Annotated in this window: 13 protein-coding genes and 1 tRNA gene; 7 read left to right on the forward strand and 7 right to left on the reverse strand. The window is 45.4% G+C overall.

Annotation, left to right across the window (positions count from 1 at the left end; all coding sequences use genetic code 11):
• The first annotated feature begins 70 nt into the window (after nucleotides 1-70).
• Both rpmA and hemB read left to right on the forward strand, forming a co-directional pair.
• Nucleotides 71-361, forward strand: a complete 291-nt coding sequence (rpmA, locus tag H6F73_RS09685) for a 50S ribosomal protein L27 (protein WP_190758579.1) — start codon at nucleotides 71-73, stop codon at nucleotides 359-361.
• 156 nt (nucleotides 362-517) lie between these two features.
• The gene (gene hemB, locus H6F73_RS09690) at nucleotides 518-1,498 is read left to right on the forward strand and encodes a porphobilinogen synthase (protein ID WP_190758580.1); all 981 of its coding nucleotides are present in this window, start codon (nucleotides 518-520) and stop codon (nucleotides 1,496-1,498) included.
• Here hemB and H6F73_RS09695 read toward each other — a convergent pair.
• On the reverse strand, nucleotides 1,495-1,659 hold the full coding sequence (locus H6F73_RS09695; RefSeq protein WP_190758581.1) for a hypothetical protein: 165 nt from the start codon (nucleotides 1,657-1,659) through the stop codon (nucleotides 1,495-1,497). The two genes, hemB and H6F73_RS09695, sit on opposite strands and share 4 nt — an antisense overlap.
• A 518-nt stretch (nucleotides 1,660-2,177) precedes the next feature.
• Between H6F73_RS09695 and H6F73_RS09700 the strand changes: the two genes are divergently transcribed.
• Complete coding sequence (locus H6F73_RS09700) at nucleotides 2,178-2,648, forward strand: GNAT family N-acetyltransferase (protein ID WP_190758582.1); 471 nt, start codon at nucleotides 2,178-2,180, stop codon at nucleotides 2,646-2,648.
• Here H6F73_RS09700 and H6F73_RS09705 read toward each other — a convergent pair.
• The 5 genes from H6F73_RS09705 to H6F73_RS09725 form a co-directional block, all read right to left on the reverse strand.
• A complete protein-coding gene (locus H6F73_RS09705) occupies nucleotides 2,596-3,462 on the reverse strand; it encodes a HAMP domain-containing sensor histidine kinase (RefSeq protein ID WP_347239511.1) in 867 nt (288 codons plus the stop codon). The genes H6F73_RS09700 and H6F73_RS09705 overlap by 53 nt on opposite strands.
• A 181-nt stretch (nucleotides 3,463-3,643) precedes the next feature.
• Nucleotides 3,644-4,231 carry an L-threonylcarbamoyladenylate synthase gene (locus H6F73_RS09710; protein WP_190758584.1) on the reverse strand — a complete coding sequence of 196 codons (588 nt, stop codon included), beginning with the start codon at nucleotides 4,229-4,231 and terminating at the stop codon, nucleotides 3,644-3,646.
• 72 nt (nucleotides 4,232-4,303) lie between these two features.
• Nucleotides 4,304-5,188 (reverse strand): peptide chain release factor N(5)-glutamine methyltransferase, encoded by an 885-nt coding sequence (gene prmC / locus H6F73_RS09715; RefSeq protein ID WP_190758585.1) that lies wholly within the window; start codon nucleotides 5,186-5,188, stop codon nucleotides 4,304-4,306.
• Nucleotides 5,189-5,241: 53 nt separating this feature from the next.
• Nucleotides 5,242-6,024 (reverse strand): Tic22 family protein, encoded by a 783-nt coding sequence (locus H6F73_RS09720; RefSeq protein WP_190758586.1) that lies wholly within the window; start codon nucleotides 6,022-6,024, stop codon nucleotides 5,242-5,244.
• Between the two features lie 892 nt (nucleotides 6,025-6,916).
• A tRNA-Pro gene (locus H6F73_RS09725) sits at nucleotides 6,917-6,990 on the reverse strand.
• Between the two features lie 193 nt (nucleotides 6,991-7,183).
• Between H6F73_RS09725 and H6F73_RS09730 the strand changes: the two genes are divergently transcribed.
• The 4 genes from H6F73_RS09730 (at nucleotide 7,184) to H6F73_RS09745 (ending at nucleotide 14,392) form a co-directional block, all read left to right on the forward strand.
• The gene (locus H6F73_RS09730; RefSeq protein ID WP_190758587.1) at nucleotides 7,184-7,456 is read left to right on the forward strand and encodes a hypothetical protein; all 273 of its coding nucleotides are present in this window, start codon (nucleotides 7,184-7,186) and stop codon (nucleotides 7,454-7,456) included.
• Nucleotides 7,457-7,856: 400 nt separating this feature from the next.
• Nucleotides 7,857-9,908, forward strand: a complete 2,052-nt coding sequence (locus tag H6F73_RS09735; RefSeq protein WP_190758588.1) for an N-6 DNA methylase — start codon at nucleotides 7,857-7,859, stop codon at nucleotides 9,906-9,908.
• A complete protein-coding gene (locus H6F73_RS09740; protein WP_190758589.1) occupies nucleotides 9,905-11,155 on the forward strand; it encodes a restriction endonuclease subunit S in 1,251 nt (416 codons plus the stop codon). Before H6F73_RS09735 ends, H6F73_RS09740 begins: the two co-directional genes overlap by 4 nt.
• 3 nt (nucleotides 11,156-11,158) lie before the next feature.
• Nucleotides 11,159-14,392, forward strand: coding sequence for a DEAD/DEAH box helicase family protein (locus H6F73_RS09745; protein ID WP_190758590.1), 3,234 nt, complete (start codon nucleotides 11,159-11,161; stop codon nucleotides 14,390-14,392).
• Between the two features lie 231 nt (nucleotides 14,393-14,623).
• Here H6F73_RS09745 and H6F73_RS09750 read toward each other — a convergent pair whose 3' ends face one another.
• Nucleotides 14,624-15,664, reverse strand: coding sequence for a pentapeptide repeat-containing protein (locus H6F73_RS09750; RefSeq protein ID WP_190758591.1), 1,041 nt, complete (start codon nucleotides 15,662-15,664; stop codon nucleotides 14,624-14,626).
• Nucleotides 15,665-15,786 lie beyond the last annotated feature (122 nt).

A 15,786-nucleotide genomic window follows, 5' to 3' on the forward strand; every position in this document is an offset into this window, starting at 1 on the left:
GAAGTCTTTCTTTCCCTCTTCCCATACCCCTAGCCCCAAAAACAAATTGTAAAGAGACTCGGAGGAAACTATGGCTCATAAGAAAGGAACCGGCAGTACACGCAACGGACGCGACTCTAATGCCCAGCGCCTAGGCGTCAAGCGCTTCGGTGGCCAAACCGTCCGAGCCGGCAATATTTTGGTACGCCAGCGCGGCACCAAGTTTCACCCAGGCAACAACGTCGGCATTGGTTGTGACGATACCTTGTTTGCCCTGATTGATGGCGTTGTCACCTTTGAACGCAAAGGAAAAACCCGCAAGAAAGTAAGTGTTTACGCCAACCCAGTTGCTGAGACTGAACCCGTTGCGGCTCAAGTCTAAGCATCATTGGCTAGTTAAGATAAATCGTGAGGGGTGCATGGCTGTGCACCCCTCTTTTTATGGAAATGTTACAGAACGTTACCTAAATACGCTTTGTTAGGGCAGCGACAAGTTTTAGACTGGATCTTTGATATTTTTTGACCGTTAACAAACGCCATGTTTCCAATCCATCGCCCTCGCCGCCTTCGCAGCCATCCTCAGGTGCGTCGGATGGTACGTGAAAATGTAGTGACCACAAGCGATCTGATTTACCCTCTATTTGCCGTGCCAGGAGAGGGGATTGCTAAAGAGGTCAAATCCATGCCGGGAGTTTACCAACTCTCGGTAGACAAAATCGTACAAGAAGCCAAGGAAGTCTACGACCTCGGCATCCCCGCTATTATTTTATTTGGCATTCCCGAAGATAAGGATATTGACGCCACCGGCGCTTGGCACGATTGCGGAATTGTGCAAAAAGCCACGACAGCCGTTAAAGAAGCGGTGCCGGATCTGGTTGTGGTTGTGGATACTTGCTTGTGTGAATATACCAGTCACGGGCACTGTGGCTTTCTGGAAGTCGGCGACTTGACGGGTCGAGTTTTGAACGATCCCACCCTGGAGTTGTTGAAAAAGACAGCCGTGGCGCAAGCAAAAGCCGGTGCTGATATTATTGCGCCTTCTGGGATGATGGATGGGTTTGTGCAAGCCATTCGGGAAGGATTGGATGCTGCCGGCTACCAGGACACGCCGATTATGTCCTACGCGGCTAAGTATGCCTCGGCTTATTATGGGCCGTTCCGCGATGCTGCTGACTCGGCACCGCAGTTTGGCGATCGCCGGACTTACCAAATGGACCCTGGCAATGGACGGGAAGCGCTGAAGGAAATTGCCCTAGATATCGCAGAAGGGGCGGATATGCTGATGGTGAAACCGGCATTGGCTTATATGGATATCATCTGGCGCGTTAAGGAAGCAACAAACCTGCCGGTGGCTGCTTACAACGTTTCTGGCGAATATTCGATGGTTAAGGCGGCTGCCCTTAATGGTTGGATTGATGAAGAGCGAGTGGTGATGGAAACCTTAACCGGCTTCAAACGTGCCGGTGCTGACTTAATTCTCACCTACCACGCCAAAGACGCCGCCCGCTGGATACGTTAGAGTCCTGAGTGGGAGAGGGGAAGAGTGGGAACACAAGAAAATGCCCCATGCCCCATGCCCAATGCCCATACCTTTAGGTTGGCGCAGCCTTGCCCCATTCCCCATATCCCATTTAGTAAAGGCGCGATCAACCGCGTCTTTATTTTTATCTTTGAACACATTAAAAAAACTTCTCTAATCTATAAGCTAATATTTACAGTTACTAACTCAAGTGCTTGATTAAATGTCAGCAAATCTCAACAAAAATCTCCTGCTAAATCTTCCTAAAGGTTGAAAGTTTCTGTAAAAAGCAATACTATTTTGGATAGAGAATCAAAATTTATCTATGTCAATTTAAAGTTTTAAAGGCGGCTTAAACAGCGCAATCATCGCGACTAGACCGTTGAAAAGCTTGCCGAGACTAAATGAGTAAAAATAGCTAATGATAACTCTTGGTTCTCCAAACCGCGCTAAGCATTCTACAGTGAGACAGCAGGGCAATCATAAACTTAAACATTCCTGACCGTACATTTATGAGCATCTTCTAACATTCATGACCGCACGCTTGCTAGTTTTCCTGTGAAATACAGAAAATATTTCTATTGAAAGATTTATTCTACAGGGGTAGGTGCGGAAAAATGAGTTTGTGCAAGGTATAGTCAGTATCAAAGCAAATCCAGGTAACAGGGAATTAAAAACAATGGATTGCAGTCATATTCAATTTTGCGACCGTAAGTCAAAAATCGATCTCAAGCAACTTCAAGAGCTGTTTAAGTTAGCGGCTTTTTGGGCACAGGAGCGGCAAATCGAAGATTTAGCGATTGCAATTGCCAATAGCGAACCCGCCATTAGTGTTTGGGATGGGGATCGCATGATTGGATTTGCTCGCGCTACATCCGACGGAATCTATCGAGGGACGATCTGGGACGTGGTGATTCATCCAGACTATCAAGGTGCCGGCTTGGGACGCAAGTTAGTGCAAACTGTTTTAAGCCATCCCCGACTGAGTCGCGTTGAGCGGGTTTACCTGATGACAACCCACCAGCAAAAGTTTTACGAACGCATTGGTTTCGAGGAAAACCAAAGTACAACAATGGTACTGCACAATCCTCTGCTCGTTAGTCAGATTCCGGCTCAGGAATTACCAGTGGAAGTGAGCATTGAATTCTGATCTGGTTGGAGGCTTCTGAGGAAGATGTTGGTGGCGCTACAACTTCTAAGCGCCCATTCATCATTTCTAGGAGATTCTGATTCATCAGCAGTTTCATGCCGGTTGATAGATCAAAGTTGGCGCTAAATTCACCGTCTGTCACCGGCACTAATGGTACTGAGTCTAAAGGTTCGTTCCAACCCAAGCAAACAGCTTTATCCCAAACTGCCGGCACGGGGGTATCAATCCAAATGTAGGCGACTCCTGATGCCGGTGACGAATCGGCAGAAATAGCAATGCTGCCGTGTTGCATCTGGGTAATGGCGCTGTCTACCAGATAAACTAACACTTGGGTGAGGCGGCGAGCATCTGCTAAAACGTAAATATCTGGATCAGGCAGTGTGACTGGCAGACGCAAATTGCGATTCTCTGCCGGCAAATGAGTCAAATCTTTAACTGAATTTAAAATCGCAGCTAACTGTAGTGGCTGAATTTGCATCCTATCTGAGCCATGCTCAGTTTTAGCAACAACGAGGATGCTATCTAAAAGTTCTAACAGTTTTAAGGCTGATTCATGAGCTTGTGCTAAAAATTCTCGTTCTTCATTTATGTCGTCACACAGATCAGCCAAAATTAATTGATAGGCACCGATCATGCCATTAAGTGGCGAGCGCAGTTCATGAGAAGTTCTTGCTAAAAAACCCCCTTTAAACCGGCTCATCTCTGATGCCATCTCATACGCTAATGTTGTTTGTTTTAACTTTTCCAAGAGCGCCGGCACGTCTTGATTGGGCGCTGCAGCCTCTAGGCTAACCGGCTCGTTAGATTTTCGCATCGAGCTTTGTGAGCGCAATAGCCAACTCCCGCCAACCCCAAGCCCCAGCCCAAAAAGTAGATATACCCAGTTACTCCAGTCCATAGTTTTGAGTTAAAGCGATTAGCAATTAATAACTAGCATTAACAATTAGCAATTAGCGAATCGCTGGCCGCTAACTCATAACTGATCTTCATTACGCTTAGATTAACTTTAGCGCTCCCTGACGCAAGATTTCCCAACTGCGGCCAGTCCACTTGGCGACGGTGGAAGGAATGCCGGCGTTTGGTGAGATTAACTGGGCTTTATCTAACCGCAGCGTGAAAACTTCAGGGAAGTGCGCTTCAATTTCTGCCATTGTTTGCAATGCCGGCTCACCGCTGCGGTTGGCGCTAGTCGTGGCGAGTGGGCCGGTTTGCGCTAGGATTTGCCTTGCTAGGGCGTAATTTGGCACTCTCACGCCAATAGTCGTGGGTTCTAGGGGGTTCATTACTGCGGGGACGCGTTCGCTTGCCGGCAGCACCAATGTCAGGGCACCGGGCCAGTATTGATCCGCCACTTGTTGCCAAATTTGCAATTCTTCAGGGGTGCCGGTGACATAAGGCCACAGATCGGCTGAGCTTGCCCCCATTAAAATCAAAGGTTTATCGGGTGTGCGCTGCTTGGCAGCAAAAATCAATTCCGCACAGTCAGGCCGGCTAGCCAATGCCGGCACCGTATCCGTTGGAAAACTCACTAATTTGCCAGATTTTGCGCCGATTACGAGCGCGTCGAGTGAAACTTGTGTCATGACTGTTGCACCTTCACCTATCTTGCACTCGCTGATTAACGGGTTGATGCCTGCATCACTAATCACTAAAAATTAAGCGCGAATGTAAGCCATTGCAAAGCGCTCAACACCGGCTAAATCGGGGAATATTTGAATTCTCTCATAACTTTCTTGCCGGCTGAGTAATTCCACCACAGCCTCGGCTTGTCCCGCCATCATTTCAATCAGCCAAATACCACCGGGACGCAAATATGCCGGCGCGGTTTCTACCAAATGCCGGATGCAATCTAAACCATCCTCACCACCGGCAAGCGCCAGATGTGGTTCGTGTTTGGCGACTTCGGGTTGCAACTGCGCTATGATGCCGGCGGGAATATACGGCGGGTTAGAAACCATGCCACTGAGTCGGTTTTTTAGGGCGTCCAAAGGCTCAAACCAAGAACCTTGATAAAACTGAATTCTGTCTGCAAACCCTAACTGCTGGGCGTTTTGTTGCGCGATGGCCAAGGCAGCAGGGCTGAAATCGACTGCATGAATTCGTGATTTTGTCAATGCTTCAGCTAGGCCGATTGCTATCGCACCGCTGCCGGTACCTAAATCTACCCAATGTCCTTGCTGCATCTCCGTTGTAGAACCGGCAACCGCCAAATCGATAATACACTCGGTTTCCGGACGTGGGATTAGGACTGCCGATGAAACAGTGAGGGAAAAATTCCGCCAAGGTGCTCGTCCTACTAAATATTGAACCGGCACTCGTTCTGATAAGCGCCGGTTCCATAGTTGGGTGAGTTCAGGCAAAGGCAGTTGCAGGGGAATTTGCGAACGTTCTTTAAAAGATTCCAGCCGCAGCGCTAAACGGTCAAGACCGGCTACTTCTTGCAGTAGCCAGTCCACTTCTGCCGGTGGGATATCTGCCGCTACCGCACCCGCCTTCGCCTCAACTCGCCACTGCCAAAGCTCTAACCCTGAGACAACCATGCAATTTTAGATTTTAGATTTTAGATGATTCTAAAACCCAAAATCCAAAATTCCTATCGTTGAGGAGCCGGCGCAGGTGCGTTTTGACCTGCTGGAGTTGCCGGTTGGTTGGCGCGTAAATAGTCAATCGTTTCGCGGGGTGGGATCAGCACCAGTTGGTTCAGTTGCGGATCATCACTTTTTTGCAGCGTCTCAATTACGCCTTCGAGATCCACAACCTTAATTTGCACTTTGCCGGCTAAATCAGGCTGTTGTTGCTCAAAGCGGGCAACCATCGTCTGCAAGTCATCTTTGTTAAAGAAGATAGGGATCACGCTTTGCTCACCCTGCTGAATCGTCAGGTAGCCTTTATCTGGCCCACCTGTCGCCACAAACATTGGCACCCCGTTAAATTGGCTAACTTGTTGTCCCTGTTGCTTTAGCAATGCCACGGCTGCATCCACCTGCTGCTTCATCGGCACATAAGCAATTTCCAGCTCATCTGGTTTGTCTTGGCTGGCTTGATCCATCTGGTAAACTTCAGCCAGGGACACCGGCACGACTTTCACGGTTCCTGCCAGTTGAGGATCTTTGGCTTTTAGCTTATCAATGAATGCTTGAGCGTCTAGCTGACTAATAAAAATGCCGGCAACTGAAGTCTGCTTGTCTCCATTGGGAACCGTCGCTGTTAAGGGTGCTCCCTGTGCATCAGTAATGGTGAAGACCGGCACCAGTTTCAGCTTTTCCATAATTTGATCTTCGGGCAATGCCAGCGCTTTGATGCTGCCGGTTAGCGGTGCTAGCAAAACAGTGCCAATTAAACCCAGCGTAGCGCTCCACCGAATCAGTGATTTCATAATTTCTCCGAGTCTTGATATTGCAACAGTGTTAGAAAAAACGGAACTTTTGTGCGCTCAAAACATCTTTATTTTTTTCTCAGATTTATCTGGCTGAACGACTGAGCGGCTAATTTTCCTTAATATATTTTCAGGTTGCTCACTCATCGTCAAGCGTTTAATTTCTTCAATACTCCTACTACTGGTTTATAACCTCTGCCGGCTGCTGTAACTGATCTGAGCGTTAATCGTGCCACCCTTGGCCTGATAAAACAACTTGATCAGGCTAACACAAAATTGTTCTCCACTACAGAATCGTTTAGATCCGTTAATTGTTCCCGAATCTATAGAGTGCTGCCGGCTTTGAGGACTCAACCGTACTTGACTCAGCCTTTTAGGAAAGAGTTCCACTTATAAGTTGAACCCAATTGCCTTTCAATGCATAGGAATTATGTTTATCCCTCGGTAACTGGCTGAGTCTTGCTGGTAGGATGTTAACACAAACGCCGCCCTTTGATTGCTGGAAATCATACTCCTTTCAGGTGATTGCCTCTATTTGGTTTTTCTGAAAGGAAAAATTTACCGGATCGTTCTACTTTCTTTGTGAATGTTTAAACTTATGGTTAATCAATCATGCCTTATGGCTATCACTTTATTTAAAGTATGCTGATAAGTATGCTTTTTATCCTGTTCTTAGCAGAATAAACAGATGCTTGCCATTTACTAATAAAACACTACTTAAACGGAATTATTAATAAATTGTCCTCTCCCTGTTTGGGATAGCCGGCACTTTTCCTAACCGATGATAGGAAAATATCTATCTTTAGGATGAAGCAGTTGCTAAGTTGTTAGACCAATAGCATTCAAGCCGGCAACAGAAGTGCAGTGACGGCTAGTCGGTGTAAAAATTAAATCGGGATGACAGGATTTGAACCTGCGGCATCCTGCTCCCAAAGCAGGCGCGCTACCAAGCTGCGCTACATCCCGTTCTTCTCTCGTTCTATTCTATGGCAGTTAGCACACAGAATGATACACGTTTTTATCTTTCTTCTGATCTTAGCTAACGACGCACCTCTTCCCTAGGGTCAAGGCGACCAAACTCCAAGGCGCGATAATCAGCAAACCCGCATCTCACACAATACAAGGTTTTTTTAAACTTAGCAACCCAAGCAGATGTTTCTTGTCTTCGCTTGTTTTACCGTGCTTGTTTGCAACACCGGCACTGATGACGCCTGTAAGTTTTGCCTTAACGGTAGCACCGGCACCAAAGTTTCCTTCAGATTGCTCGGTTTTACAGGATTTGCAAAGTTTTATTGAACTTGCCAAGCCAGTTACCAAGCCGCGCTTTATTCCAGCAGTTTTAGATTATAGTACACTTTGCCTCCAAATGATCAGATGCCGGCAAAATTTTGTGCTGCGGTGCCGGCTGCTCTATTGGGCAAAACCGGCCTAACCGATAGGATCGAAGGATGTTTTCCGGGACAAATAGCTGTTTGGCCCTCTAAAATGCTCCCTGATCCAGTTGGATAATTAATAAAGAATCCCAGTTGCTTGGGACAGGGGAAACTGCTTTGCCGCTTTTGAGTCGATACAATAGTTGCACCGTTTCTTTTCCCCCGGCTGTTTTGTGAGTGGCCCTCTCTTTTTGAGTTCTTCTGCACTTTCAGTTATTTCTAGCTTGTATACTGCTGAAATTGGCTATCCTCCCTCTCTATTTTCATTTGACGCACCCTAGTCCATTTTTAGAGAATGAATATAATCCCTGCACTGCATGGTTCAGGGGACAGTGAAGAGATTTTCCGGTGAGGCTGATCCTTCATCAAATAAGTGAAAACGAAAGATAAATTTGCTCCATGACAACTCCAAACATTCTCCAATACGAATCTAAAATCTGGGCAACCGCCGATCTGCTGCGAGGCTGTGGCATCAAAGAGTCGGAATGGCCATCATATATGATGCCGTTTTTTGCCCTGGTGATGATTGAAAGCCGTTTGGTCAGGATGTTTGATCTACTAAAGGCAGAAATTGGTGAAGAGGCGTTAGAGGATATTCCTCAAGAAGATTTAATCGAGCTAATTCAGGACAGGGGACAGGGCTATAACGTTTATATTTTTGAGAAGAATCAAACTCTAAAGGATATTTGCCACAACGATAAATCCTTTGATATTGATTTTGAGGCATACCTACACGGCTTTGATGCGGAAACGAAAGATTTGTTGGGAGTGGATGCTGCCGAGGGGGAGAAGTTTCTTGATATTAAAGGCATCATTGCCAAGCTCAAAGCGAAAAAGGTGCTGTTGGGCTATACGAAGGAATGGAGTGGCATTGACCTCAAACCCTTTGATAACTCGGCAATTACGACGCTAGAAGAACACATTAAACGTCGTTGGGCAGACATTTCGGCAGAGACGGCAGGGGAACAGTTCACACCTGACGATGTAATTGGGCTGATTGCTGAGATTATCGCTTCTAAGATTGAGGACTCGGATCGCCTGTTGAAAATCTATGACTGCACCTGTGGCGGCGGTAATTTGCTCTTTGGGGTGGAAGACCGGATTAAGGCCAAGGTAAAGCGGCTAACTCAAACCTTTGGGCAAGACTGGAATGATGCGCTTTACGCCTTAGCCAAGATTGAAAGTCGGTTTCGACTAGATTCTAAGATTGAGCACGGTAACACGCTCACAGATGACAAGTTTTATAACGATGAATTTGATGTGGTGATTGCCAATCCGCCTTATGGGGTGGACTGGAAAGGCTTTAAGAAAGACATTGAGAATGACAAAACTGGGCGGTTTGAGTATCTGCCGTCTATTTCAGATGGCCAATTGCTGTTTATGCAGCATTTGATCTCGAAACTCAATGCCCTAGGTATGGGAGTTGTGGTTCATAATGGCTCGACGCTGTTTAGTGGTGATGCAGGTTCGGCAGAAAGCAATATTCGGAAATGGATGCTGGATTCGGACATTGTGGAAGCGGTGATCCAGTTGCCGACGGATGAGTTTTTTAATACGGGCATTTACACCTATCTCTGGGTACTGAACAAGAATAAACCCGTCAATCGCCGTGATCGCGTGATGTTGATTAATGCCAGTGAGAAATTTAAGCCGCTGAAAAAGAGCAAGGGATCTAAGCGGAAAGAGGTGGATGAAGCTAGCCGATTGGAGATTGTGGAAACTCTAGCTCGATTCGTGGATAACGATTATGCACGAGTGTTTGATAAAGAGTTTTTCTATTTCAATAAGCAGGCGATTAGGCTCACGAATGTGGATGAGCAGGGCAGGACTTTTGCCAGTCGTCTCAAGGAGGGCAAAACCAGTCAGAAGCTGTCGCCGCTGAAGTTGGAAAACGGGGAACGGACGTTAACGGAATTTACGATTACGGAGTATGATTCGGAGCGGTTTGGCTCTTTGGCTGAGGTGTATGAGCAAGATATTAAGCCCTTTGTGAGTTCGCTGGACTACAAAGAGCAGCCATTGGTTGTGACGACGGAAAAGGCGCTGTATAGCTTTGATGCTGACCAGGAAACGCTGATTAAAGAAGGGTTAGGTAAGCGGGAGGCGTTGGGTTGTGGTCAGATTGTTGTGAAAGCAGCGTTTAAGAAGGGGACGAAAACCCAGCCTGAACGAATAGAAATTACGGTGGAATTAACGCCGGATTATCAGAAGGATTATGAGATTATTCCGTTTCATCGAGATGAGGCAGCGAACTGGGCAGAGATCCAGGCGTTTATGGCGAAGTATATTACTAAGCCGTTTGAGTATTTGGAAAATGTGGTGGGAGTGGAAATTAATTTTAATAAGGCGTTTTATAAGCCTGAGAAATTAAGAAGTGTAGAGGAGATTTTAGGAGAAGTTACCGCTCTTGATGAGGAGTTAAATAAGGTTGAAAAGGGGCTGGCATTATGAAAATTGAACGTTATCAAGCCTATAAGGATAGTGGGATTGAGTGGATCGGCGAAGTACCTCATCAGTGGAAAATAACTCATATAAAGCGAATTTGCAAAAAAGTTACTGACGGCGCACATACCTCACCTGACACATCATCAGAAGATTACCCCTTCTTAACTGTAGTAAATCTAAAAAATGGAAGTTTGGATTTCGAGAACTGCTTATATACATCTAATTTGGACTATCAAAAATTAGTTCGCAATGGCTGCAATCCAAAATTGTTTGATGTTCTTTACAGCAAAGATGGAACAATATCTGAATCAGTTGCAATATATGAAGAAAAAGATTTTGTTGTTGGCTCATCGTTTATTATTTTGAGACCAAACAAGAAAGATATTAATTCAAAATATTTCAGTTACTTGCTCACATCTTCTATCATGAGATTTCAAGCCAGTATTTATATTAAAGGTGCTACTTTACCCAGAATCTCTATTTTCAATGTAGCCAAACTATTTTGTATGGTTCCATCTCTCACCGAGCAAAAAACAATTGCCCAATACCTCGACACCAAAACCGGCCAAATAGATCGCAAAATTGACTTACTCACCCAGAAGGCAGCGCTATACGGCGATCTCAAGCAGTCTCTCATCAATGAAACTGTGACACGGGGGCTTGATAAATCTGTGCCGGTGAAGGATAGCGGAATTGAGTGGATCGGTGAAGTGCCTGAGCATTGGGTTATTAAGCGTATCAAAGATTTGTCGTTCCTTCAGAGTGGAGACAACATTGTTTCAGAACAAATAGAAGACACAGGTCAATATCCAGTTTATGGCGGCAATGGTTTGCGAGGCTACTGTTCACAATATACAAACGATGGCGATCATATTCTTATAGGTCGCCAAGGAGCCTTGTGCGGCAATATTAATTATGCCTCTGGAAAGTTTTGGGCATCTGAACATGCAGTAGTTGCATACTTAAAGCCTTTCGTCCACATCAAATGGTATGGAGAAATACTTAGGATTATGAATCTTAATCAGTATTCCCTATCTGCTGCTCAACCTGGCTTGGCGGTAGATAGAGTAAAGCGGCTATTGCTACCTGTTCCACCTCTTACCGAACAAAAAGCGATCGCCGACTACCTCGACACCAAAACCGCCCAAATTGACCAAATTATTCAAACCATCAACACCCAAATCGAAAAACTCAAAGAACTGCGTAAAACCCTGATTAACGATGTTGTCACAGGCAAAATAAAGGTAGTCTGACCTATGAGTGAACTGCACCTGCAAGACAAATTCCTCATCCCCTTTTTTCGAGAAAGTTTAGGCTACCAAGAAGTTAAAGCCAACACAATCACCAATTCCCTGATCATCGAGGAAGACTTACAAACCTTCATCTCCACCACCGAACTCAACGAAAAGCCCTACGAAGCCCTACTCAAAAAATATAGCGGCAACGCCCAACAACTGCTAGCAGATCTAATCGAACTGATCCAAGAGCGCATCGCCAGCAGCCGCAACATGGCCCTCTTCATCAATGCCAACAAATCCGTTACCCTGCAAGGCATCAAACTCCACCTATTCTACACCGACGACAGCGTAATTCACGACAGCAGCCTCTTTGCCCAAAATATCTTCTCTGTTGTTCAAGAACTGCCCTATAAATACCACTATCAAAGCAAACAAATCTTTTCCTTCCGTCCTGATCTCTGCCTCTTTGTTAATGGCATTTACCTCGGCTATAGCGAACTAAAATCTAACCTCAGCAACCAAACCGCCCGTAAGAATGGACGGGGTAAAGTCATCAAAGACTACTTTGATGCTGTCCGAATCTATCACGACACCTTTGATCAAAATCCTCACCTCAGCGACAAAGAAAAAGACTCCTACCGCAAAGACTTTCTCAAAATCTTTGAAAAAGCCATTCACATCACCACCACCGACATAGCCGAAACCTACGTCATTCGGACGCTCTCTGACTATTTCGACGACATCCTCACCACCTGCCGCGAAGGGAAGTTTGATCGCGAAGAGTACGAAAAGAAAGTTGTCAAAGCCTTCAAACCCTATCCACTGCTTAATTCCACCGCTGAACAAAAGGAAAAACTCAAAGAACTCTTCATTGCCCACTACGGCAAAAGCTTCATTGAAAAAGAAATCCTCTACTACAACTTTATTGAGCGGGATGTTTACGTTGTCAACGGTAAAAAGGAACTCAAAAACGAAATTGGGCAACTAATCTCACCCCGTCCCAAACAAAAATTCGGCACCGATAAAATTCTGGCTAAAATTGACGAATTCTTAGAACATGAAGCCGAAGACGACTACTTCATTCACCAGCTAGAACAGCAGCTAGCCCACGTCTCCACCGCCAAACGTCAGGAACTTATCGAAAAGCGCAAAGCCTACGCTAACAACAAAAACGTCTATTCTCTCCTATTGCAATATGCTGCCGGGTTCGGCAAATCCAACATTATTGGCTGGACAGCTCTACAACTCAAAGATCTACGCCGCAACGGTGAATACATTTACGACAAAATTATGATTGTGGTTGATCGCCTGCAACTCCGCAGCCAGATCGACTCGAAAATGCTGAATATGAACATCGATAACCGGATGTACATTGAGGCACATAACAAAAAAACCTTCCAAGAAGCCCTCCGATCCGACACCCGTTTAGTCATCGTCAACCTGCAAAAATTTGGGGCTGTGCGAGAAATGCTCGACTCCGACACCCTACAAAAACTCGCCCAACTCCGCATCGTCTTTTTGATCGACGAGATTCACCGCTCCAACAGTGGCGATCAACACGAAGAAATGGTCAATATCTTTGACGAACTGCAAACCCCCTTTGACTCACAGCAGCAATACAACCAAACCCGCACAAAGAAAAACCTGATAGTCGGCTTCACTGCCACCCCCGACGATCACACCCTCGCCCGCTTTGGTGAATTTAGCGGCTATGCCGAAAGCGAAAAACTCTGGGTTCCCTTCGACTCCTACACCATGAAAGAAGCCATTGAGGACGGCTTTATTCTCAACCCCCTGAAAAATATTGTCCCCGTCGCCTCTAAGATGCTGTTTGACATCCCCAGCAATGAACTGGAGGGCTTCACCGAGCCAAATTACAAAGATGCCGATAAAAAGCAAATTTATGAAAACCGCGAGCGCATCAACGCCATTGCCCAATATGTTGCCGATTTGCTGGTGAAAGATGTCTATCGGCAAATCCGAGGCACCGGCAAAGCAATGCTGGCGGTGTATTCGATTAAAGCAGCAATCGCTTACAAACAAGCTGTAACCCAACATTTCAACGAACTCATCAAACAGCCCAAATACGCCAAATATGCCGGCGCTCCTATCCATATTGTCTACTCCAGCAACCAAGACGAACAAAGCGCCACAGGACTAAACGAAGGACTCACCGAAGAAAAAGTCTTAGAAAGCTTTGCCCTCAAGAAAAATGGCTTAATCATCGTGGTAGCCAAATTACAAACTGGCTTTGACGAGAAAAAACTGCACACCCTATTTTTAGATAAAGAAATTAAAGGCATTGCCGCGATTCAAGCTATCTCACGGGTAAACCGCACTGCCAAATACAAAAATGATTGTAAAATCGTTGATTTTTCCTATAACAATGTCAACGTCCAAAATATCAAAGATGCCTTCGAGCATTTTTCGGATGTCGTTGTTAGTGACTTCGATCCTCACAGTGACAAACGAGTTTTAGAAATTCTGTTTACAGAGCTTAAAAAATCCGATGTTTACGAGCAATTCTTTGAGGTCTTTCTCGCAATTTTCAACAATAACGCTAAACGCAATCATCCTGAAAGTTGCCTCGACTTAGAAAGCAGCATCGAAAAGTATATTGATGCCAACCCCAAGCGCACTGCCGGCACCAAAGCTAAAGCTGCTCAGTATTTCACCATCCTCAACCGCATTGAGTATGTGATTAGCCTAGATGAGAAGTACAGCGAACCTAGCTTGCTAGAATTCCTGCGTCTGTTCAATACCATTTACAATAGACTACACCGGACTGATGATATTAAAGACGCAATCGAAGTCTATTTTGATAACCAAATCGGCATCATTGAAGTTGAAACCCAAGAACCAGAGCCAAAGAAAAAGAAACCCACTAAGGTTGCTGAAGGCAAAGAACCTAGCAATACAGCATATCAATTTGATATTCTTGCTATCCTCGATGCGCGTAATGAACAAGAAGCTTTAAAAGGAGAACGTATTCAAGAATTTGCCTTAAAAATTAGCGATCTCTTTGAATATGTGCGGAATGCTGAGGACGGCAAACGTTTGATTATTAAGATTAAATCAAATGTTACAGAAGAGGAAATCTATGAAGACTTTGCCAAAATCTATCGCAAATATAAAGTATTAAATCGAAAACAAGTGGGAGATTATTTTTTTAGAGAAATGGAAGATCTGGTTAATAAACTTTGCGATGATTTTGAAGTGACGGTTCGTAATGCTGATCAGCAAAGTATTTAAGCACTGAGTGGGTTCTGAGTTGGGCTAGGGTATGTTTTGCTAACCCACCCTACGACACTACTGTCGGCTTGAATGTCTAGATGAATCGACACTTGAAGAATTTCTGCCGGCACCCACTTCAATTAAAAAATCACTGAAAAAACTGCATCGAAAAGTTAGCTCAATTTTAAAATTGAACTGTTAAATTGAGTATTTATATTCAGGGAAGATCGCAATTTCTCTCGTTAAAATCTATTGATAGATTTTGCCATTGGGTAAGGTGGCTCCCTTCAGCTTGATTCCCTGACGATTTGCGTCTGCTACATTGGCATTTCGCAAGTTTGCTCTCGTCAAATCTGCCTCAGACAAATTGGTGCCAATTAGATGTGCGCCACTCAAATTCGCGCCGGCAAGATTAGCACCGCTCAAGTTCGCTTGAATCAAGTAAGCGCCACTGAGATTTGCTAAGCTCAAGCCGGCACCACTCAAGTTCGCGCCGGTTAGCAGTTTTCCGCTTAAATCAGCACCACTCAATTCTGCCCCACTCAGATTAACCCCACTCAAATTAGCCTGCTTTAAACAAGTATTTCTTAAGTCTGTCTTGCTCAAGTTTGTCTTGCTCAAATTAGCACGTCCTAAGGTTGCTTCACTTAAATCGGCTTCACTCAGATTCGCCCCATTTAAGTGCGCGTTGTTTAGATTCGCTGAGCTTAGGTTCGCGCCTGCCAAGTTTGCCTGAGATAAATCAGCCTCGCTCAGGTTCGTTTGCCTTAGCTTCGCCCCCCGGAGGTTTGCCTTGCTTAGGTTAGCCCCACTCAAGTCTGCCTTGCTCAAACTAGCTTGGGTGAGATTGGCTTCCCTCAAATCGGCTTTGCTCAGATTGGTGCCAATCAAGTAGGTGAGACTGAGCTGACTTCCGCTGAGATTGGCTCCGCTGAGGTTAGCGCCGCTCACATCTGCGCTTGTCAGGATCGCTCCAGTCAAGTTGGCTCCGCTCAAGTCTGCCCAATTTAAGTGTGCGCCGCTCAGATCCGCTCCGCTCAAGTCCGCTCCACTCAGATTTGCCCCACTGAGACTTGCTCCATGCAGGTTAGCTTTAATGAGTTTGGCTCCCCTCAAATCGGCTTTGCTCAAACCGGCTCCACTGAGATACGCCCCACTCAAATCTGTCTCACTGAGATCCGCTTTACTTAAGCTTGCCCGACTAAAATCTCTCGCCCCTGATGCATAGCGTTGCAGCAGTTCATCGCGGGTAAAGCTCGGTCTAGGCCCAGTCGTCACGTTAGCTATCATAATAAGTACACTTTGTTAAATTTATTTAGGGTTCTATGAAAATTGTATTGAAAATTACAACTTAGTATAAACTGCAAATTCCCTGAACTTTCATTAAAGTTTATTTAAACGTATAGAATTAT

Origin of the sequence: Microcoleus sp. FACHB-68 (assembly GCF_014695715.1) — a bacterium.
In the GTDB taxonomy this organism is placed as follows: Bacteria; Cyanobacteriota; Cyanobacteriia; order Cyanobacteriales; family Oscillatoriaceae; genus FACHB-68.